This is a genomic window from Chitinophaga skermanii (assembly GCF_003259335.1).
GTDB classification, from domain to species: domain Bacteria; phylum Bacteroidota; class Bacteroidia; order Chitinophagales; family Chitinophagaceae; genus Chitinophaga; species Chitinophaga skermanii.
Window position 1 is genome coordinate 316,257 of record NZ_QLLL01000001.1, and the last position, 21,427, is coordinate 337,683.

A 21,427-nucleotide genomic window follows, 5' to 3' on the forward strand; every position below is an offset into this window, starting at 1 on the left:
TAGATACTAAGGAGTAACGATATTATTTAAAGTTATTGATAATCATCGAATGAACAAAAAGTTAGGACTCTTTCCGTTTGAGTTGCAACACTTTATCAACGGCATTGGGAATCTCTTCACTGTAGTGTGTAACGAATATTAAAGTCATAGGAAGATGTGCGCATAGCATATCAATCACTTGCTTAAAATGCTCTTTTTGTTGATGATCTAAGCCTTGGCAAGGTTCATCGAAAATAAGCAATGGCGGTTGTTTCACCAATGCGCGAGCCAATAAGGTTAAGCGCTGAATACTACCCGGTACATTCTTAAACAATTGATCGGCGTAAGTATGAATACCTAGTAAAAGCATCCAGTCGAGTGCTGTATCTAATTGCGCCGGTTGGATATTGTTCCTTACACCAATGGTATCATAAAACCCGGAGGCTACTACGGCTGCGCATTTTGCTTGCCCGCTGAAATACTGGTGTAATTCTGGCGATACGAAACCAATGTTGCGTTTAATATCCCAAATACTTTCACCTGTACCACGTTTGCGATCGAATAAAACGATGTTATTGGCGTAGGCTTGTGGATTGTCGCCATTGATTAAGCTGAGCAAAGTGGATTTTCCTGCGCCATTAGGACCCAGTAGCGCCCATTTTTCGTTTGGTAAGATCGTCCAGTTAATATCGTCTAAAATAACATTAGAGCCGTATTGTACATGCACGTTTTCCATGTGTACAATTTGCTGAAAGTTATATGTAGGTGCTTGTGTAATCAATTTTTGGAGCACATTTTCTTCTGCACTTGTTAAGGTAAGTGTTTTGTGCTCGGTTTCATGGGCGAATGCATATATGTAAGCATCGCGTGTATATTCGCCGCTTACCGTTGCATTTTCTAAAGTGAGTACGTGCGTAATGCTTGGGGGAATTTCGCCGGGCGTGGTGGTAACAATTACGGTCGTACCTGCGGCTACTACGTGATCGATAATATTATGCAGGTGTTGACGAGCTTGTACATCGAGGCCAATGAAGGGATTGTCGAGTAATAGCAAAGCTGGGTTTTTCAACAGCGCCTTGGCAATTAAAGTTCTACGGGTTTCGCCGTTCGATAATTTTATCACTGCCTTTTTTAGCAAAGGCGTAACGTTCAAAGGTGCGATGAGTGCTTGCAACGTTGGGTTATCGGCGGCTCCTGGTGATTGGTCGTACAAGTATTCCGATACCGTTAGAGCATCTTCTGAATCGGAACTATTGAAACGTTGTTGATAGTAGAAATCAACTACATTAGAACGATTCTTAAAGTCGTGGTGATGGCCTACTTGGGCGATTAAATCGCGGTACGTAAAGTAAGGATCGGTAACGGTATGTGTTTGTTTATAATCGTTGTAATAGTGATGGTCGATATGACCATTAATCACGTTGTATTTCCCTGCGATGGTGTTCAGCAAAGTAGTTTTTCCTGCACCGCTGGGTCCAACGATGGCCCATTGTTGACCTTTTTCAATATTCCAGCTGAGGTTTTCGAACAGGGTTTTATCCAGGTAACGAACAGTGATGTGGTGTAATGAAAGAAATGGCACGGTTAATTAGTTTAACGTAATGTTGAGTTAATCGCACTAAAATACGTTTTAACTTGTATTTACGCTAATAAAATTAAGCTGCAGCAGCTTGCATTGCCGCTTCCGGGATGCGTTGTGTGCGCGATTTTAGGAAGATAATTACCTCTTCATCATTCGCAAAACGATTACCGGTATCAACGAAATGCTTTGCTAGTAGGTCGTACCGCTTAGTCATTAAGTAAGCGAATACATGTAAGAAGTGAATATTCGCGAAAATAATAGCATCGTTGGAGTGGTATTCATGTATAGTTTTCAAGAAGTAGGTAGGATGTTCCGTCCAGTGCATATTAGGCTTAATGTGGTGTGAGATGTGATACCCATCATTCCAGCATTTATGGTTATACTTTGTATTAATACAAGTAATGCTGTTACGGTATTCATTCCCAGGGTCTTCTGCGTCGATAAAGGCATGTTGTGCAAAATTGCCTACCATCATAATTATCCTAGATATCACAAAGGGCAAAATGAATACTACGAAGGTGGCCCAGAAATTAACAAAACTGAGTCCTATGCACATGAAGATGAATATTAATTCTCCGCGTACGGAACGGATTAACAGCTTCTTGCGGTTTTTTCTCACGAAGTAACGCGCTAAGTTGTACACACCTGTAAAAAAGAAAAGACCAAGATATACCCCGAAGCTTTTAATGGAATCGCGTTGATAGCCCATGGTAGAGCTTTCGTCGTCGGGTAAATTATTTTCCGGGTGATGCATGCCAATATGGTGACTATAGTAGGTTTCAGGCGTTTGTCCAAATAGTGGGCCTAATACCCATGGGAGGTAGTGGTTAAGTATTTGGAAATCTTTCTTGAAGAATGTGCGGTGACTGGTGCAATGAAGCATGAGGCCGAAGGGGCCTTTGAAAATGAAATTATTGAGCACCAAGTATAGCGCGGCGGCTGTACCCCAAGCCCAATTGGGTATCCATGGCACATACAGCAGAATGGCCAACACTGGTAAAGTGAGTGATATCTTGAGTGTAAGATATACAAACGGAAGATCTCTAGGGTCGCGAATAAATTGCAACAAGAAGCGATCGAGGCGCGTGGGTGCAAGATTTGGCGTGTACGTTGGATCGGTGATGGAAATAGTACTGAATTGTTTCATGCGTGTGGGTTGAAAGATTTGGCATAGAAAAGCGTCAAACTATACAAACATAAAACGCGCAATAAAGTTGCGTATTGTGGAAGAAAGGTGGGTGATTATGAAAAGAAGTGTGTGTAGTAATGATTTGCGGCGTATAAAAGTTATGTTAAAAAACGTTACCAGGTCGATATTGGGGCAGATTGGGTAATATTCGTACAATATTGGCGGGAAAATAATTATAAATTTGCCCTGCCGTGTAACCCTGGAACGTGGATGTTAGAGCAACCAACATTCTAATTTATTTACCTACTACAAGCACTGTTGCTAAATAGCTTGTGGTCATAGTATTTACCTTCTGTATGTAGTATTGGCATCAACCATCTTTCGGCGGGTAAAACAAGAAATGTTTAAAAATGAAGCGATTATCCCTCAAAGATGTAGCAAAATTGGCCGGTGTGGCACCTTCTACTGTCTCGTTTGTATTGAATGGAAAGGCAAAGCAAATGCGTATTAGCGACGAGCTAGCGGCTAAAATTGAAGCTGTTGTTCGGAAGAGTGGCTATACACCGCACCAAGTAGCAGTGAACTTACGCACGGGTCAATCTAAGACCTTGGGATTGATTGTTGAGAGCATTTCTGGTAGTTTTTTCGCATCCTTAGCAAAAATAATTGAAACGGAAGCTGAAAAATACGGTTACCGTGTAGTGTATTGTAGTACGGAAAACAATGCACAAAAAGGCGGTGAATTAATACGAATGCTTTCTCGCCAACAGGTAGATGGCTATTTAATTACACCTACAGCGGGTATGGAGAAGGATATTCAACAATTGGTTGATTATAAGAGACCTGTAGTATTAATGGATAGCTTCTTCCCTACGTTATCGCAAGTGCCTTATGTGTTAATTGATAATTATGATGGTATGGTGAAGGGCATGCAGCATCTTATTAACAAGGGGTATAAGCAAATTGGGTTGGTAACGGTGGATATGGACTTAGTACAAATCAAAGAAAGGTATAAAGGTTATACCGATACGTTGCGCGATAATGGCATCGCCAATAAAAAGAAGTACCAATTAAAACTTCCATATAATATTACCCGTGAAGAGGCCGTACAGCATATAGCCGATTTTGTAAAAAGCAACCCCCAAATGGACGCGGTGTTTTTTACGACAAACTATTTGGGAATATGGGGACTGGAAACCTTTGCAAAATTGGGTATTCGTATTCCGCAAGATATGGCCGTTATTTGCTTCGACGACCATGATTTATTCCGCCTCTACCCTCCTGGTATAACCGTTATAGAACAACCTGTTGAAGAGATTGCTAAAACAGCCATTCGCTTGTTAATGCAGCAGTTAAATCAAACAAAGGGTGTAACGAAGAAATCCCAAGTGACATTGCCCGGTAAGTTCATAGTTCGGGGTTCGGTTTAAAAAGTATTATTTTCTAAAAAAAATTTATTGATTCGTAAAAATAACTTTATTTTTACCGGGCACATTATTGTGTTTAACCCGTGAATGAAAGAAATGGATCAAGCAATTTCTTTTTTTTAGAACACTTTGCTAAAACGATTTTGCATTTAGCAATAGTATTTTAGGGGGAAATCACAAAGATGAGCTTGTATGAAGTGAACGACAAATACAGGTAGCATGTCATGAGATTCTGGGAATCTTATTTTTTTGAGATATTGCTAAAACGTTTTATGTTTCCACTTCTACAAATTAAGCATACGAGAGAAATACCACGCAGTATGGGGATGCAAGAAAGCCGTGAAATTAGCTTACACTGCGTTATGAAAAAGCATAGAAACTGATCTAAGAACACCATTAACTATTTGAAAAACCAAAGAAGGTAGCTTTTCACGAACTATTATTGCCTTTACATGTTTGCAGTGAACCGATCGCCAAGTTGTTGTTTGACCTAAGGCAGTAAATTATTTACAAGTTGGAAAATGAATTGAGCGACTAGTCGCCACGGTGACAATTTATTGTGGAATTGTGCATGAGAAAAGTTTTGGTGTTATATGCAAAATCGATTTAGCATTGAGTTTGGTGGAATTTATTCCACTCAATCATTGCGGTATTTTTCATTTAACAATTAATCATCAAGAAAAAACACGTAAACGTATAATTATGGTAGCATGTATTAACAGCCTAATTCAGCTTTCTCCTGCTGTTAATATCCTATTTGTTACACGCACTAACCGTGTATTGATCAAATTTTTATTAACCAAAACAAAAAACTGCACATGAAGAAAAGATCCACGTTTCTGACGCAGGTTATTTTGCTTTGCGGTATTTGCATGCTTTCTGCATTCGCTGCATTTGCCCAAGGTAAAGTAATTAAAGGTAGGGTAACCGACGCCAAGGATAATACGCCTTTGCCCGGGGTAACCGTACAAGTTAAGAACACATCCACAGGTACACAAACCACGGCCGATGGAACGTATTCCATCACCATCCCGGAAGGCAACAACGGGATTCTTGTTTTCACGTTTGTTGGGTACGACCCACAAGAAATTGCACCCGGTAATCTGAACACGCTGAATGTGCAACTTAAAGTTGCTGTGAAAGCGTTGCAAGATGTTGTGGTGATCGGTTACGGTACTGTAAAAAAATCCGATTTAACAGGGTCTGTTGGTAATATCAAAGGCGATGTATTAAATCAACGCCCTGCTGCTTCTGTTAACCAAGAATTAAGTGGCCGCGTAACCGGTGTAAACGTTTCCACGAACTCCGGTCGCCCAGGTGGTAGAACAAACTTGCGTATCCGTGGGTATACTTCTATCAACACTACCTTAAACCCACTCTACGTAGTAGATGGCGTCATCTTACCAGCCGGTAACTTCGATCAAGGTACTACAGCGATCGATTACATCAACCCAAATGACATTGCCTCAATTGAAGTATTGAAAGATGCTTCTGCCACTGCTATTTATGGTGTACGTGGTGCAAATGGTGTAGTATTAATTACTACAAAAAGAGGTAGCAGCGCTGGCGGGCGTGTTACCTATGATGCAGATTTCGGTTTAAGCCAAATGGCGCGCAAATTAAAAGTACTCAATGCAAAAGAATTCTTGGCTGTTGAAGACCAAGCTTACTTAAATGCACAAAAGTACGACCCAACAGGTTGGGCTGCAGGTAAGTACACCGATCCTAAATTAAAACGTAACAACCCTTTACTCTTCGATGCAAGCGGTAATCCTTTGTACGACACCGATTGGCAAAAAGAAGCTACTCAAACGGCATTCGCTCAAAATCACCAAGTGTCATTCACTGGTGGTAATGCGCAAGATAATTATGGTGTATTCTTAGGCTACCGTAACGAAGATGGTATTTTACGTAACTCTTATATGGAACGCTACTCTGGTCGTTTCGTATTCGATAGCCAAATCAAAGACTGGTTGAAAGTAGGTGGTTCTATGAGCTTCAACTGGCAAGATGAAAACCTGGTTGATATTGGTACCGGAGGCTTGAATGTTACAAGGATGATGGTAGAATCGTTACCGATTATTCCTGTAAAATACCCAAGTGGTAAATGGGGATCCAACGCGGATTATCCAGGTATGGAAGGTGGTGAAAACCCAGTTAATATCGAGCAAAACAGGATTTACCAATTGAAAACACAAACCTTGCTCAGTAACGTTTATTCTAATATTACGTTAGCAAAGGGTTTGGAATTGCGCAGTGTTATTGGTGTAAATATCTTCAACCAAAGAAACGATCAATACGCTTCTCGTGATTTACGCCAGATTTCTGCCGATCAAAAAGGTACTTCTTCAGTAGTAAACCGCCGCGATAACTTCTGGCAGTTTGAAAACTACTTAACATACAATACAACTTTCAATAAAGATCATAAACTAACGGCTATGGGTGGTGTTGCTTGGCAACATACAGATAGCTATAGCAATACAGCATCTTCTTGGAATTTCTCTGATGATTATTTCAAGTTTAATAACCTGGGCGCAGGTTCCAATCCACAGGCGCCTGCCTCGGGTTTAAGTAAGTTTGCATTTACCTCATTCTTTGGTCGTATTAACTATACCTACAAAAACCGTTACTTGGTAACATTAACGGGTAGGGAAGATGGCACTTCAAAAATGGGTAACAACAATAAATTCGCTTTCTTCCCATCAGCAGCTTTGGGTTGGAGAGTGAACCAAGAGAACTTCTTGAAGGATGTTAGCTGGTTATCCAACTTGAAGTTAAGAACGAGCTTGGGCCAAATCGGTAACTCTGAAATTAATCCATACAGCTCCCTTGCCCGCTTAGGTAACTACACTTCCATTTTCGGCGGTATCCGCGAAACGGGTATCGGTAACAGCCAGTTGGCCAATCCTGCATTGAGCTGGGAACGTACTACGCAGTATGACGCCGGTTTCGAGTTAGGTTTGTTTAAAGACCGTGTAATGATCGAAGTAGATTACTACAATAAGAAAACAACCGATATGTTGTTGAACGCCCCTGTTCCAGGGTCTAGCGGTTACACAACTATCGTACGTAACATTGGTGCCGTGCGTAACCGTGGTTTCGAGTTTGCTTTAAACACAGTGAATATCCAGAAAGAAAACTTCACATGGTCTACTACGTTTAACTTGTCGATCAATAAGAACAAAATCCTAGCCCTTGGCGCTGCCGGCGACGATGTGTTCCCTGGACCAGGTTTCTTAACGCAAACAAACGTATTGCGTGTAGGTGAATCAGTGGGTTCTTTCTATGGTTTAGTTCGCCTTGGCACATGGTCTGAAGCAGAACGTGATGAAGCAGCGAAATATCCTACAATTGGTTCTTCTGCCGGTCATGCTTTACCGGGTGATGTGAAATATTTGGATGTGAACGGTGATCATGCTTATACAGATGCAGATCGCAAGATCATTGGTAAAGGTATTCCAGACGGTTACGGTTCTTTCACGAACACGATTAAATTCAAAAATTTTGATTTCTTAATTGAATTGCAATACATGTATGGTAACGATGTGTTGAACATGACGCGCCACTCTGCGGAAGATCGTACGGGTCAAGCGAACAGTTATGCCACCGTTTTAAATGCATGGACGCCAACGAACCAGAACACAAACATCGCGCAATTGCGTCCTATTCCAGCGGGTTATTCCACTAACATTGATACACGTTGGGTAGAAGATGGTTCTTTCATTCGTGGTAAGAACATTGTACTCGGTTATTCTTTCTCACCGGAAACATTGAATAAAATCAAGCTTTCCCGTTTGAGGGTATACTTTGCTGCACAGAACGTTTTCTTAATTACGAAGTACACGGGCTATGATCCGGAAGTATCTACGTACACAGAGAACTTTGCACAGGGTATCCAATTCTTTGATTATCCGAAGCCACGCACATTTATGTTGGGCGTAAACGTAGGATTCTAATAACCATGTTCAAACTAAAAGAAAACAACAATGAATCGATATATTAAAAAACTCGGCATCCTTGCCCTCTCCGCGGGTCTTCTTGCGGGTTGTACAAAAGGATTCTTGGAAGAACAAGACCCGTCGAATTTTACACAAGATAACTACTACACGAAGCCAGAACACGCAAGAGCAGCGGTAAACGCTATCTATGCGGGTTTACGTTTCATGTCCGATGGTTTTGGTACTTTCGGTGGTTCTCCTTTTATGATGTTGGAATTCCCAACCGGCTTATGTAATACAGATGTTGGTCAGAACCAGGATAACACCAGCTTGCGTAACCTTACCTACAATGCTGATAACCAATACTTGGAACGCTGGTGGAACCAATGCTATAAAGGCATTGCCAACGCGAACCTCGCAATTGCCCGCATTCCTGGGATTACGATGGATGAAACATTGAAAAAGCAATATTTGGGCGAAGCATACTATTTACGTGCTCTCCAATACTTCTACCTTATCCGTATTTTCGGTAACATCCCGTTAATCAAGGAGCCTATTACCTTCACCTCCCCCGATTTGTATCCAACCCAAGCTGATCCAAATGCCGTGTACGAATTGATTATCTCGGATTTGAAAGCGGCTGAAGCAGCAGGATTAACACCTACCGATACAAGAGGTTATGCCTCCCAAGGTGCCGTAAAATCTTTACTGTCGTTGGTTTATCTCACAATGGCCGGCGAACCAATGAAGAAAGGTGCTGAATATTACCAATTAGCAGCTGCGAAAAGTTTGGAAGTAATTCGTTCTAAAGCGTACGATACCTTCCCTACTTACGAGGATTTACATACAAAAGCTAAGAATAACACGGGAGAAGAGATTTTCATGGTACAATACAAAACAGGTATTGCTACGAATGCACTTCACCAATATTTCATCCCGAACTTCCGTAGAATTTCGGCGTTCGCGGATGAATTCGGTTCTATTTCAGCTACGAATGAATTTGTAGCATCGTATGATGCGAATGACTTAAGGAAGCAAGAGCAACAGTTCTTCTTCACGAAGTACAAATTGTTCGCTGATACATCGAAAACGGTGAACTTTGGTGGTAATTATGTGTTTAAATGGTTTGATCGTGTAGGGAATGCCACTGCACAGAGCGATTTAAACTGGAGAATCATGCGCTACGCTGAAGTATTACTTATTCACGCGGAAGCGGCGAATGAAGCGGGCGCCGCCACACAAGATGCCTACGATGCATTAAATGCCATCCGTAAGCGTGCCAAGTTAGCTCCTGTAAGCGGGTTAAATCAAACCCAATTCCGCGAAGCTGTATGGCGCGAACGTTACCACGAACTTTGTTACGAAAACGTTATTTGGTTCGATATGGTAAGAACACGCAAAGTATACGTGCCTACAACGAATACATTCGACAATTTCGTAGGGCACAAGTTCACTTACGGACCAACTTTACAAGAGAAGAACTTATTGTTCCCGATCCCAACACGTGAGATCAAAAACAATAAGAACATCAAACAACACACACCTTGGTTATAAACTTTTTACATAAAGAGTAGCATAATACGGCTGGCCTTGTTTAGGGCCGGCTTTTCTCTTTTTTAAAACTTTAGATGCAGCTCGTCGTTTTCGCGGGTTGGATTTTGTAAATGCAAATAAATGAACATGAAACGTTTTGGATTTTTAGCAGCTGCCATGTGCACTGTCACCTTCGCCAAAGCACAGGAAGTCAACCAAGTAAGCGACCCCGTCGAATGGGTAAACCCGCTGATGGGCACTGATTCCAAAATCACTTTGTCGAATGGGAATACTTATCCCGCTATTGCCACGCCTTGGGGTATGAACTTTTGGATGCCACAAACGAATACAAACGGCCACGGTTGGGCTTACCAATACAGCGCCGATAAAATTCGCGGCTTCAAACAAACCCATCAACCTTCGCCTTGGATTAACGATTACGGCCAGTTCTCTTTAATGCCGGTTACAGGATCTACGAAGTTTACACAAGACGACCGTGCCAGCTGGTTCTCTCACAAAGCAGAGGTATCTAAACCTTATTATTATAGCGTGTACGTGGCAGATGCCGATGTTACGACTGAAATTACCCCTACCGAAAGAGCGGCCCAATTCCGCTTCACTTTCCCTAAAACAGATAGCGCCTTCGTGGTGGTAGATGCTTTCGAGAAAGGTTCCTATGTTAAGATTATCCCTTCCGAGAAAAAGATTATCGGTTATACAACCCGCAACAGCGGTGGTGTACCGAAGAACTTCAAAAATTATTTTGTTTTAGTATTCGATAAGCCTTTTAAAGTAGCCAATGCTTGGCACGGTAACGTGTTAGCAAAGGATACGCTCGAATACCAAGCCGATCACGTAGGTGCCATTGTGGGCTTCGCTACAAACCGCGGCGAACAGGTGAATGTAAAGGTGGCTTCTTCTTTCATCAGCGCAGCACAAGCCGATTTAAACCTGCAACGTGAAATCGGGAAAGACGATTTTAATACCACCCAAGCAAAAGCAAAGGCTGCTTGGAATAAAGAGTTGTCAAGAATTATGGTAGAAGGTGGTACGATCGACCAAGTACGTACTTTCTACTCTTGCTTATACCGTACGATGTTGTTCCCGCGTAAGTTTTACGAATACGATGCTAACAACAAAATTGTTCACTATAGCCCGTATAATGGCGAAGTATTACCAGGTTACATGTTTACCGATAACGGTTTCTGGGACACTTTCCGCGCAGTTTTCCCATTCTTCACATTGATGTACCCAGAAATGGACAGCCACATTATGGAAGGTTTAGCTAACACTTACAAAGAAAGTGGCTGGTTGCCAGAATGGGCGAGCCCCGGTCATCGTAACTGTATGATCGGTTCAAACTCTGCTTCTTTAATTTCCGACGCGTACATCAAAGGTATCCGAGGTTTTGATATAAATACCTTATGGGAAGCTTTGATGAAGAATAGTGAAAATGAAGGACCATTAACTTCCGTAGGAAGAAAAGGTGTGAAGTATTACAACGAGCTAGGTTATGTACCGTATGATGTGGATATTAACGAAAATGCTGCCCGCACATTGGAATATGCGTACGACGATTTCACTATCTATAAATTAGCGCAAGCCTTGAACCGCCCGCAAGAAGAAATTGCGCGCTTTGCGAAAAGAAGCCAGAATTACCGGAATTTATTCGACCCATCGCACAAACTGATGCGCGGTAAAAACAAGGATGGTAACTTCCAAGCACCTTTCAACCCTTTCAAATGGGGTGATGCTTTTACAGAGGGTAACAGTTGGCATTACACATGGAGCGTGTTCCAAGATATCGAAGGTTTATCTAGCTTAATGGGTGGTAAGAAAGAATTTGTGAAGATGTTGGACTCTGTGTTTATTATGCCTCCAGTGTTCGACGAAAGCTATTACAGAACCGTGATCCACGAGATCCGTGAAATGCAAATTGCTAATATGGGGCAATATGCACATGGTAACCAACCTATTCAGCATATGACTTACTTGTATAACTATGCAGGTGAACCGTGGAAATCGCAGTATTGGGTACGCCAAGTAATGGATCGTATGTATAAGGCTACGCCTGATGGGTATTGTGGTGATGAAGATAATGGGCAAACCAGTGCATGGTATGTATTCTCTGCAATGGGCTTCTACCCCGTATGTCCAGGTACGCCGGAATACGTTTTCGGCGCGCCACTTTTCAAGAAAACGACTATTACGTTCGAGAATGGTAAGAAAATGGTGATCAATGCACCAAGCAATTCCAACAAGAACATCTATGTACAAAGCATGAAATTGAACGGTGCTACGTACGATAAGAATTATATTAATCACTTCGACCTACAAAAAGGCGGTACGCTGCAAGTAGAAATGGGTGCAGCACCGAATAAAACGAGAGGTGTGAGTGAAAAATCATTCCCGTATTCATATTCGAGGGAGAAATAATGCAAGAATCTAAATAGTTGACATGCTATTTATTGTTCACTGTATGAGTGTCATCCCGGCTCACCGGGATGAATTTTTTTTAAATTTATCGACCGAATCTACCAAGATTTTGAACCTGTATAAACAAACAACATGAAGAAAATTCTCTTTTCAGTACTTTGTTGCAGTACACTTTCTGCCATGGCGCAAGCGCCTAGCAAAGAAGTGTTGAAGTACGTGAAACCTTTAATTGGTACGGCTAGGATGGGCCATACGTACCCCGGTGCTACTGTTCCCTTTGGTTCAGTGCAATTAAGCCCGGAAACAGATACCATCCCTTACGAAATGAATGGTCGTTATAATGGCGACGTGTACAAATACTGCGCGGGCTACCAATATGAAGATCAAACAATCGTAGGTTTCAGTCATACACATTTTTCCGGTACAGGGCACTCCGATTTGGGTGATTTCCTCATTATGCCAACGCAAGGCAAATTGCAGCTGAACCCCGGAACAGCCGCCAACCCCGAAACCGGCTATAGAAGTAAATTCTCGCATGCTAATGAAGTATCCGAAGCCGGCTACTATAAAGTGAAGCTCGATGAAAACGACATTATTGCTGAATTAACGGCCACCAATCGCGTGGGTGTACACCAATATACCTTCAACAATGCCGGCGATGCCCACATTATCTTGGATTTGATGAGTGGCATTTACAACTACAAGGAGAAGAATACTTGGACGTTCGTACGTGTAGAAAACGATACATTAATAACCGGTTTCCGTCAAACCAATGGTTGGGCTAGAACACGCACGGTGTATTTCGCTATGGTGTTCTCAAAACCATTTAAACAATATGGCCACGAGAAACAGGATCGACAAGTGTACCAAGGCTTCTGGAGAAAGTTCGACCAATCGAAAAATTTCCCAGAAATGGCAGGACATAACATCCGTGCTTACTTCGATTTCGATGCAAAAGCAGGTGAAAAAATCAAAATAAAATTCGCAATTTCCCCTGTTAGCACAGAAGGTGCGATGAAAAACTTGGTGGCAGAAGCCCCAGGATTCGATTTCGATCAAATCAAAGAAGAAGCACGTGCATCATGGGCGAAAGAGTTGCATAAAATTGATGTGAACATGGTGAGTGAAGACGAGAAAACGAACTTCTACACTGCTATGTACCACAGCTTCATCAACCCAACTACATACATGGATGTGGATGGACAGTACCGTGGTTTGGATATGAATATCCACACAGCGAAAGACTTTACCAACTACACCACCTTCTCATTATGGGATACTTACCGAGCACAACACCCGTTCTTAAACCTCGTTCAACCTACACGCAACGCGGATATGGTAAAATCGATGTTAGCACATTTCGACCAAAGCGCGCAGAAAATGTTGCCGGTATGGTCGCATTACGCGAACGAAAACTGGTGCATGATTGGTTACCACGCGGTACCGGTAATTGCCGATGCTATCATGAAAGGCAACGCACCGTTTAACGCGGAAAAAGCTTTAGAAGCATGTGTAACCACTGCCCGTCATAGAACATACGATGGTATCGGTTACTACATGGATATGGGGTATGTACCGGAAGACAAAAACGGTTCTTCTGTATCCAAAACGCTCGAATATGCTTACGATGACTGGTGTATTGCACAAGTCGCTAAAAAGCTCGGTAAAAACGATATTTACGAGGAATTCATCAAACGTTCACAGAACTACAAGAACGTTTGGGATGCAAGTATCGGTTTTATGCGTCCCCGCTTAAGCGATGGTACCTTCCGCCAGAAATTCGACCCATTGAAAACGGATGGCCAAGGATTTATTGAAGGAAATGCATGGAACTACAGCTTGTATGTACCACATTATCCAGCGGAAATGATCGAGATGATGGGTGGCAAAAAACAGTTTGCGCAACATTTAGATTCATTGTTCACTATGCATTTGCCGGATGAATTTTTCGCGGAAACAGAAGATATTACGCGTGATGGTATTATCGGCAACTATGTACATGGTAACGAACCATCGCACCACACTGTGTACTTGTACAACTTCACAACAGAACCATGGCAAGCGCAATCTCGCGTACGTATGATTTTGAAGAAAATGTACCGTCCAACTCCAGATGGTTTAGGTGGTAATGATGATTGTGGACAAATGAGTGCATGGTATATCTTCAGCAGCCTTGGATTCTACCCAATTTGCCCTGGATCGCAAGAATACCAATTAGGTAGCCCAGCGGTAAAAGACGCGAAATTAAAGCTGGAAAACGGCAAAGAATTCGTTGTAGAAGCCAAAAACCAAAGCGATGCGAACGTATATGTGCAAAAAGTGGAATTGAATGGTAAAGTGTTGAACAGGCGCTATATTACCCACGAAGAGATTGTGAATGGTGGCAAATTGGTGTTCTATATGAGCGCCAAACCCAATAAACGCGTTTAACCATATACAAATTAATACCCTTAGCCGCCTGGTGACTCACTAGGCGGTTTTTTTATGCCGTTGCGAGATCAAGTAGCTCGCTCATTACTTTCTTCCAGTGCTTACGCATTTCATCGCGGTGTGATTCTGTATCAAGATGTTCGTGGAGAATACTGATAGTAGCACGGTCGCCCGTTGGAATAACACGAATTTGAATAGTGGAAACTTGTTGCCAAGCAGGTAATTTCCAGCGAAGACGTAAATGAGAGTGAGGGTTAAACACTTTTAATTCGCTGTAAACTTCATCGGTGTTTGTAGCGGTTTCATTCAACCAAATATGCATGCCAGCGTCGGAGGTAATTAATGCCCATGCTTTTTCAACTGTGAGGGGAAAGACCTTCCTAACGCCGATTTGGAACCCTTGCCCGGCTTGTCCTTCTTTTCGTATACCCATGGCCGTTAAATAACCAAGGGTGATTTTCTGTCGCCACCAATTACTGTCGACCCCCAGGTGTTGTAAGACTTCTACAATTTCTTTGTGCGATTTTGATTGTGCTTTTTGCTGGTTGAGTAAAGCAATCCACTGGTACCAGTCTTTTTCAGTGGCTTTGAACAACGCTTCATTCGAAACGTTGACGTACGAGTTAGATGTTTGGAGTGTTTGGGTCATGCGTATTAGTTTTTCAGCGCCGGTGTATCATTACGTGTAAAATAAATATACAAAATTGCTAATGAATAATTACAAACCGGGTAACAGGAATAAAAAAAATATCTGCATTTACAAATTATAGCAGGGTATATGCAAGTTGATCGCAGCCCAGTTATTTAACATTAAATGGAAAGTAAAAGTGCCTAAATTGTATTTATAACTCGTTGATATTGTTCGATTTTATCGAATTGTTCATTTTTTTTAAAGTTTTTTTTAATCGGCTGTAATGCTTTGTGGTATTGGGTTTGGTTGAATATTTGGAATATAGTTTTCACTGTTTTTTGAACTTTTTTTCGATTTTCTTGAAGAAAAATTTGTTTTTGAGAAATAAAATCTGCTATCTTTGCAAACCGAATTACGAAAACACACACGGTTTAAGTGATTCAAAACAAAGGAGATAACCACAGTTCGGGATGTAGCGTAGTCCGGTTATCGCGCCTGGTTTGGGACCAGGAGGTCGCAAGTTCGAATCTTGCCATCCCGACTAAGAAAAAGGAGATCAAGTAATTGATCTCCTTTTTTCGTTTATATACATTCCCATCTACTGCACTTCTTTTTTAGGAACTAAATTTCGAATAGATATCACCTTGTAATCTGTATCAACTTTAAGTTGGTAACTTAATTCTGTTGCCGGAAATTTTGTGATGTCTTTTGAATATTGTGCCTTCACATAAATTACAGCGGTTGGTTTTTCGCCGGTTAATCCGGTAAACGAGATATCGATATCCTGTGGGCTAAAGGTAACGGCTTGGTGGCTTGTATTAACTGTTCCCTTTATACTTTTCCATGTTGCTACTGTTTGATCTACTGAAACGTTAGAATCTAGATAATATCGCTCCATAACGGCCGCATAATACTTCCTAATGGTGTCTTCTGATTTTTGCGTGTTTAAAATCGCTGCAATAACCATTCTTAACGAATCTTCTGAGAACGTATAAGCAGTTACTTTTTCTAAAGAATCGGTTTTAACAACAAGTGAATCATTTTGTGCCGCCAATACCTGGTTCTTCTCAATTAAACTATCTTGCCTGCTTAATAATGCATATACTCCTACTAGTAAAGAGAACGTTGTAAGCATAATTAACACCCTATTCCTAGCAGCATTTTTTTTAATCGATTTATCCAACAGCTCAGCCATTTCTTTATTGTTCATTTGCTTCATCATCTTCTTGGGGGTTTTGATGTTGATTTAAATAGCCTGCAATCACTTTGAAACAATCATTCCAAATCTTTAATATACGGAAGCATGCGCCTGTTATTAAACCTGTTGGCGCTAACAATGCTAAAGCAGATTTAAAAGCCGGCTTGTCTTCTTTTCCATCTTTAAGTAAAATAGCAGCACAATAAACTAATAAGCCTAGCGAAATAACAGTTGCTCCGAGATAAAAGAAACGTTCAAACTTGAAATGATCGAGCATGAACTTTATGTATTCCCTAGGGTCGGGTCGTGGAGGCTCGTTATGAGTAGAAGCCTGTTTGGATTTTGGGGACATATGTATAGGGGTTTAGATAATTAAAATAAACATTTTCCTTCGCAAATTATAATTGAATTACGTGTGAAGACTATGACTGCAACAACTATGCAGTATGTATGAACTGTTAGATGAATTGAATCCCAAGTTATGCTAACATTCTCAAGTTCTACTTGAGAACTCCGCTGTTTGATTAACAACTATTTAGCATCTTTCATAAAAACTACCAACGTATATATTGCGAACTTAAACCAACTTTTAAATATAGCTATCGCAGTAAAAAAGCTGTATAAAAATCACAGAAAATAGCAATTTTTGAACATATCTACAACTACTTTATTCTAAAATAAAAATAGTTGTAACCATTTATTAGAATTTCTAAAAAGCTACTAAAATGGACGACAAACACATTGAGAAAAAAGTTGACGATATAATCGCGAAAGCAAAAGTACTAGGAACGTTCATAAACAAGGACGAATTAGATGGAGAGATCGTTCTTCTTTGGAGCAGCCAATTAGAACGCCGGAACAAGCAGAGGAATTTGAAAAGCTATTAGAAGCAGCTTTCAACTCATAACAAAAAAGCTTTCTATCTTATTCGAACGCTTTTCTTATTAGGAAGCTTGGCCTACACCATTATTCCCCCTTCATCCCGCTAGGCGCATATCCAAATTGCTTCTTAAACTCCTTGCTGAAATATTTCCGATCATTAAATCCCACCATCACGCTCACCTCAAATACAGAATATGTCTTCAATGCCAACAATTGCGCCGCTTTCTTCAATCGTATCGTTTTCGCAAAATCATTCACCGACATATCCGTCACGGCTTTCAGTTTTTTATACAATACGGATTGACTCATCGCCATTTTCTCCGCAAGTAGCCCAACCCCAAACTCCACATCGCACATATGCTCTTCAATAAGCGATATTAACTTGTTGAGAAACTGTTCATCTGAATGATCGATTACAATATGCTGTGGCCCCACCACAAATTCTTTACTAAACTTCTCCCGCATAACCTCCCGCGTAGTTAATTGGTTCTTCACCGTAAGCGCCAATACATCCGTACTAAAAGGTTTCGTTAAATAAACATCCGCCCCTTTATTCAAACCAACGATTTGATCGTTTTGAGAGCTTTTAGCGGTTAGTAATACAACAGGGATATGATTAGTCCGCTCGTCGGATTTAAGCTGGTTACAGAGCGTAAAACCATCCATGCCTGGCATCATTACATCGCTGATGATAAGATCAGGGATTTGTTCAATAGCAGCTTGCCAGCCTTCTTGCCCATCTGTTGTAATAATAAGCGTGTAGTGCGACAAGGTTTGGGCAATCAATTCCCTTACCTCGGTATTGTCTTCTGTAATAAGTATGGTATACTTGGCAGCTTGTGCCGTATCAATGGTAATATCGGCTTCAAACAACTGCTGTAATCCTTGTTCCTCCTGCCCTGTATGAATAGCCTCTCCTTCTAAGTGCTGGGTACCTTTTTGCAAGGTAATGGTGAATCTTGTATAACCTTCTTGTGTATCCGTGGCAAGTGTACTTACAGCCGTTAGCTTACCTTTGTGCTGTTCTACGATCGACTTGGATAATGCTAACCCAAGCCCGTAACCCTGCTGCTGCATAGGCTGATCCCCCGCTTGGAAGTAATTCGTAAACAACTTCTCTAAATCACGCGCCGAAATCCCCTTCCCGTTATCCGTCACGTGAATACAAACACAATCCTCCTTATGCTCCACCTGCAAGGCAATACTTCCCCCGCTAGGCGTAAACTTAAAGGCATTGCTCAGTAAATTATACATCACTTTTTCCAACTGGCCTGCATCGAAGTATACATCCGTCGCCTGGTCGTACGTGAACGATAAACGGATATGCTTTGCTAAAGAAAGATCTTCGAACGATTGGTAAATGTTTTCCAAGAAACGAATGAGCGCATGCTTGCCTATTTGGAGTTTTAAATGACTCGTTTCCACTTTCCTAAAATCCATCAACTCCGTCACCAATTTCAATAAGCGGTGCACATTATTACTCACATGATCCAAGTGATATTGCAAAATGTTGTTTTGCCGATGTTCTTTCTTCAACTTCTCAATCGGCGCCATAATCAATGTTAAATGCGTTCTAATTTCGTGGGAGATGTTGGTGAAGAAGTTCAACTTCGCTTCGTGTAGTTCTTTGTCGCGTTGCAATAAGGCACGCATGTAAAAGAACCGGGTAACGAAAAATAAGATGGCTGCAAGTAGCAAGGCATATAGCACGTAAGCATACCAGGTTTTATAAAAAGGTGGCAGAATGGTAATGCGCATAGTCACCGGCTTACTCCAAATGCCATCATTATTAGCACTTTTCACCAGCAATTTGTAATCGCCTGCCGGTAAATTGATGAACGTTACAGATGGGTTCTGTAATTCCGTCCAATCCTTATGAATACCCTCCAGTTTATAAACGTATTTGTTTTTATCGGGGTGAATGAAGTTGAGTAAAGCGAATTCAATAGTAAATGTATTCTGGTTCGCCTTCAGTTCCATGGCATCAGTAAAGCCAATGTCTTTACTAAGAATAGAAGGCTCGTTATCCACATTTACGGGGGTATTAAATACCTTCAATCCTGTAAATACCAATGCAGATGCTTTGGTATTTCGCTCAATTTTACCCGGGAAAAAACTTGTTAGTCCCTTCGTACCACCGAAGAACATTTCGCCATTAGGCGCTTTGTAAAAGGCATTGTAGTTGAATTCATTACCGGCTAACCTGTCACTCTTTGTATATGTTTGAAATGATGCAGTTGCCGGTGTGAAGCGTGTTAACCCATTACTCGTGCTGATCCATAAAGTATGCGCCTCATCCTCTAAAATCCCCAATACGTTGTTATTCGGAAGCCCATGCTTAGTTGTATAAATAATAAATTTCTCCTCTTTCGGCTGGTACAAAGCCAAACCCTCATTATACAATCCTATGTAAATTTGTCCCTGCTCGTCTTGGAAAACACAGTTAATATTAGCATTCGTTCTACCATTAACGGGTACTGCTTGCAATTGCTGCGTAGCATGATCGAATCTATACAAGCCCTCCAACGCACCTATCCAAATGTTATGCTGCGTATCTTCCAATAAATAACTAATATTCTTATACGCCAACGTTTTCAAGGCTTCCTCGTACCCAAGACTTTGTAAATCCGTGCCGGTGCGTTTATACACTTTTAAGCCGGGATGCCCGCCAATCCAAAACCGGCCTTGACTATCTTCCAAGAAAGCCACAATCTCGGCATGCTTGTGTTTCTCATTAAAAAAGAGGTAAGAGAAGGTTTGCGTGGCAGGATCGAAGAGATTTAATCCTCCGCCATGTGTACCTACCCACAGGTGATGATCAGTATCGATATACACGTTCTTCACCAAGTTAGATCGTAAGCTCCCCGGTATGTTTGCATTGTATTTATAGACCGTAAATTTCCCAGTGGCTTTATTGTAACTATTCAACCCACCTCCTTCTGTACCTACCCAAATAAAGCGATCATCCGATACAATAGAACTAATAACACCACTACTTAACCCGTTCTGCGGGTTGTGCTGCCAAATCGTAAACGGTGTATTAGATCGATGGGTAATATTCACACCACCATAAAATGTACCTACCCATACCGAGCCATCCCGGTCTTCAAATACACTATGCACCGAGTTGCCACTCAAACTTTTCTCATTCGTTACATCATTCGCATACGCCGTCATGCTACCATTCTCTACATCCATCACGTTCACGCCATCCTGCGACCCAATCCATAGTTTCCCAGTTTGGTCTTGCATCAGCGCACGAATATTATTACTTAACAAACGGCCAGGCGATGCATAGTAACGCTGAAATGTTTGCGTAGCAGGATCGAATTTATTCAATCCATTCACTGTACCCACCCAAGTATTGCCCTGTCGATCATGTAATATTGCTTGCACATATTGATCACTCAACGTAGTAGGTTGGGTAGGATTGTTAATAAATGTCGTTTCAGAAAATTGTTCTCCCTTATTATTAGATACAACATACAACTTTTGACTAGTTGCTACCCATAGCTGTCCCTTTCCATTTGCTTTCAAACGCAATATATTGGCCACTTTGAAGCTTTCTATGTTTGATATTTTTTTCGCAGGAATGAATGTTGAATTACCTTGTTTTACAAATACACCGCGTGCAGTACCTACCCACAATCTTCCTTTTTCATCTTCTTCAATAGCACTAATATTTACTTTTTCTACTGTATCCATTTTTGCGCGGTGAAAAGTATTTCGCTCCGCATCAAACCAACTCAATCCTTCTGTTGTGCCTATCCATAATTTACCATCACGATCGCACAAAATAGTATTAATGTAGTTGCTGGAGATAGATGTAGAATCGCTGGGAATCGTTTTGTACACAGCGATTTGGTAACCATCAAACCTGTTCAATCCATAACGGGTACCTAACCACATGAAGCCACGTTTATCTTGCGCAACACATAAAACAGTGTTCTGCGATAACGATTGTTCAACTGTAAGATGGTTGAATATTTTTTCTTGTGCGCCCAATTTTTCTTCCGCCAAAAAAAGGAACAACAGTATATATACTAAGTGGCAATATTTCAGTTTCAACACAACAGGAAATACGTTTTTGTAACCAGGAACTAGATGTAAAATGTAGGAAAAAATCTGCTTTCTCGACTAAAATGGTTGAATTAATGTATTCTTAAGTGGCTGTTTTTCAAATTAATGTGACTTGCGATGCTTGTTTGTCCTACCGAATAAGATTTTACCCCCTTTTAGATAAAATCGTGCCCCCAAACTAA

General features: G+C 41.2%; 12 protein-coding genes, 1 tRNA gene and 1 pseudogene. 8 read left to right on the top strand and 6 right to left on the bottom strand.

Annotated features, from left to right (window positions below; translation table 11 throughout):
- Nucleotides 1-61: 61 nt before the first annotated feature.
- Together LX64_RS01310 and LX64_RS01315 are read right to left on the bottom strand one after the other, a co-directional pair.
- Complete coding sequence (locus tag LX64_RS01310) at nucleotides 62-1,561, bottom strand: ATP-binding cassette domain-containing protein (RefSeq protein WP_111595796.1); 1,500 nt, start codon at nucleotides 1,559-1,561, stop codon at nucleotides 62-64.
- 73 nt (nucleotides 1,562-1,634) lie between these two features.
- Nucleotides 1,635-2,708 carry a fatty acid desaturase family protein gene (locus LX64_RS01315; RefSeq protein WP_111595797.1) on the bottom strand — a complete coding sequence of 358 codons (1,074 nt, stop codon included), beginning with the start codon at nucleotides 2,706-2,708 and terminating at the stop codon, nucleotides 1,635-1,637.
- A gap of 389 nt (nucleotides 2,709-3,097) precedes the next feature.
- Here LX64_RS01315 and LX64_RS26330 point away from each other — a divergent pair.
- The 6 genes and pseudogenes from LX64_RS26330 to LX64_RS01345 all read left to right on the top strand — a co-directional run.
- Nucleotides 3,098-3,244: pseudogene (locus LX64_RS26330) on the top strand (LacI family DNA-binding transcriptional regulator); the annotation flags it as partial.
- Nucleotides 3,245-3,268: 24 nt separating this feature from the next.
- Nucleotides 3,269-4,120 (top strand): substrate-binding domain-containing protein, encoded by an 852-nt coding sequence (locus LX64_RS01320; protein WP_262511787.1) that lies wholly within the window; start codon nucleotides 3,269-3,271, stop codon nucleotides 4,118-4,120.
- Nucleotides 4,121-4,935: 815 nt separating this feature from the next.
- Entirely contained in the window at nucleotides 4,936-8,073 is a 3,138-nt protein-coding gene (locus tag LX64_RS01330) for a SusC/RagA family TonB-linked outer membrane protein (protein ID WP_111595800.1), read from the top strand.
- A gap of 30 nt (nucleotides 8,074-8,103) precedes the next feature.
- Complete coding sequence (locus LX64_RS01335; RefSeq protein WP_111595801.1) at nucleotides 8,104-9,609, top strand: RagB/SusD family nutrient uptake outer membrane protein; 1,506 nt, start codon at nucleotides 8,104-8,106, stop codon at nucleotides 9,607-9,609.
- A gap of 126 nt (nucleotides 9,610-9,735) precedes the next feature.
- Nucleotides 9,736-12,024 carry a GH92 family glycosyl hydrolase gene (locus LX64_RS01340; RefSeq protein ID WP_111596322.1) on the top strand — a complete coding sequence of 763 codons (2,289 nt, stop codon included), beginning with the start codon at nucleotides 9,736-9,738 and terminating at the stop codon, nucleotides 12,022-12,024.
- Between the two features lie 132 nt (nucleotides 12,025-12,156).
- Nucleotides 12,157-14,454, top strand: a complete 2,298-nt coding sequence (locus LX64_RS01345; protein WP_111595802.1) for a GH92 family glycosyl hydrolase — start codon at nucleotides 12,157-12,159, stop codon at nucleotides 14,452-14,454.
- A gap of 52 nt (nucleotides 14,455-14,506) precedes the next feature.
- Here LX64_RS01345 and LX64_RS01350 read toward each other — a convergent pair whose 3' ends face one another.
- A complete protein-coding gene (locus LX64_RS01350; protein ID WP_111595803.1) occupies nucleotides 14,507-15,103 on the bottom strand; it encodes an SRPBCC family protein in 597 nt (198 codons plus the stop codon).
- A gap of 448 nt (nucleotides 15,104-15,551) precedes the next feature.
- Between LX64_RS01350 and LX64_RS01360 the strand changes: the two genes are divergently transcribed.
- Nucleotides 15,552-15,626 (top strand) — tRNA-Pro (locus LX64_RS01360).
- Nucleotides 15,627-15,683: 57 nt separating this feature from the next.
- Here LX64_RS01360 and LX64_RS01365 read toward each other — a convergent pair.
- Complete coding sequence (locus LX64_RS01365; protein ID WP_111595805.1) at nucleotides 15,684-16,307, bottom strand: hypothetical protein; 624 nt, start codon at nucleotides 16,305-16,307, stop codon at nucleotides 15,684-15,686.
- Nucleotides 16,285-16,635: a hypothetical protein gene (locus LX64_RS01370; protein ID WP_111595806.1), complete on the bottom strand. Its 351-nt coding sequence runs from the start codon at nucleotides 16,633-16,635 to the stop codon at nucleotides 16,285-16,287. Before LX64_RS01370 ends, LX64_RS01365 begins: the two co-directional genes overlap by 23 nt.
- A 373-nt stretch (nucleotides 16,636-17,008) precedes the next feature.
- On the opposite strand from LX64_RS01370, the gene LX64_RS25910 reads away from it, so the two are divergent.
- Entirely contained in the window at nucleotides 17,009-17,170 is a 162-nt protein-coding gene (locus LX64_RS25910) for a hypothetical protein (protein ID WP_158538496.1), read from the top strand.
- A gap of 79 nt (nucleotides 17,171-17,249) precedes the next feature.
- On the opposite strand, the gene LX64_RS01375 is transcribed toward LX64_RS25910, so the two are convergent.
- Nucleotides 17,250-21,236, bottom strand: a complete 3,987-nt coding sequence (locus LX64_RS01375) for a hybrid sensor histidine kinase/response regulator transcription factor (RefSeq protein ID WP_111595807.1) — start codon at nucleotides 21,234-21,236, stop codon at nucleotides 17,250-17,252.
- Nucleotides 21,237-21,427 lie beyond the last annotated feature (191 nt).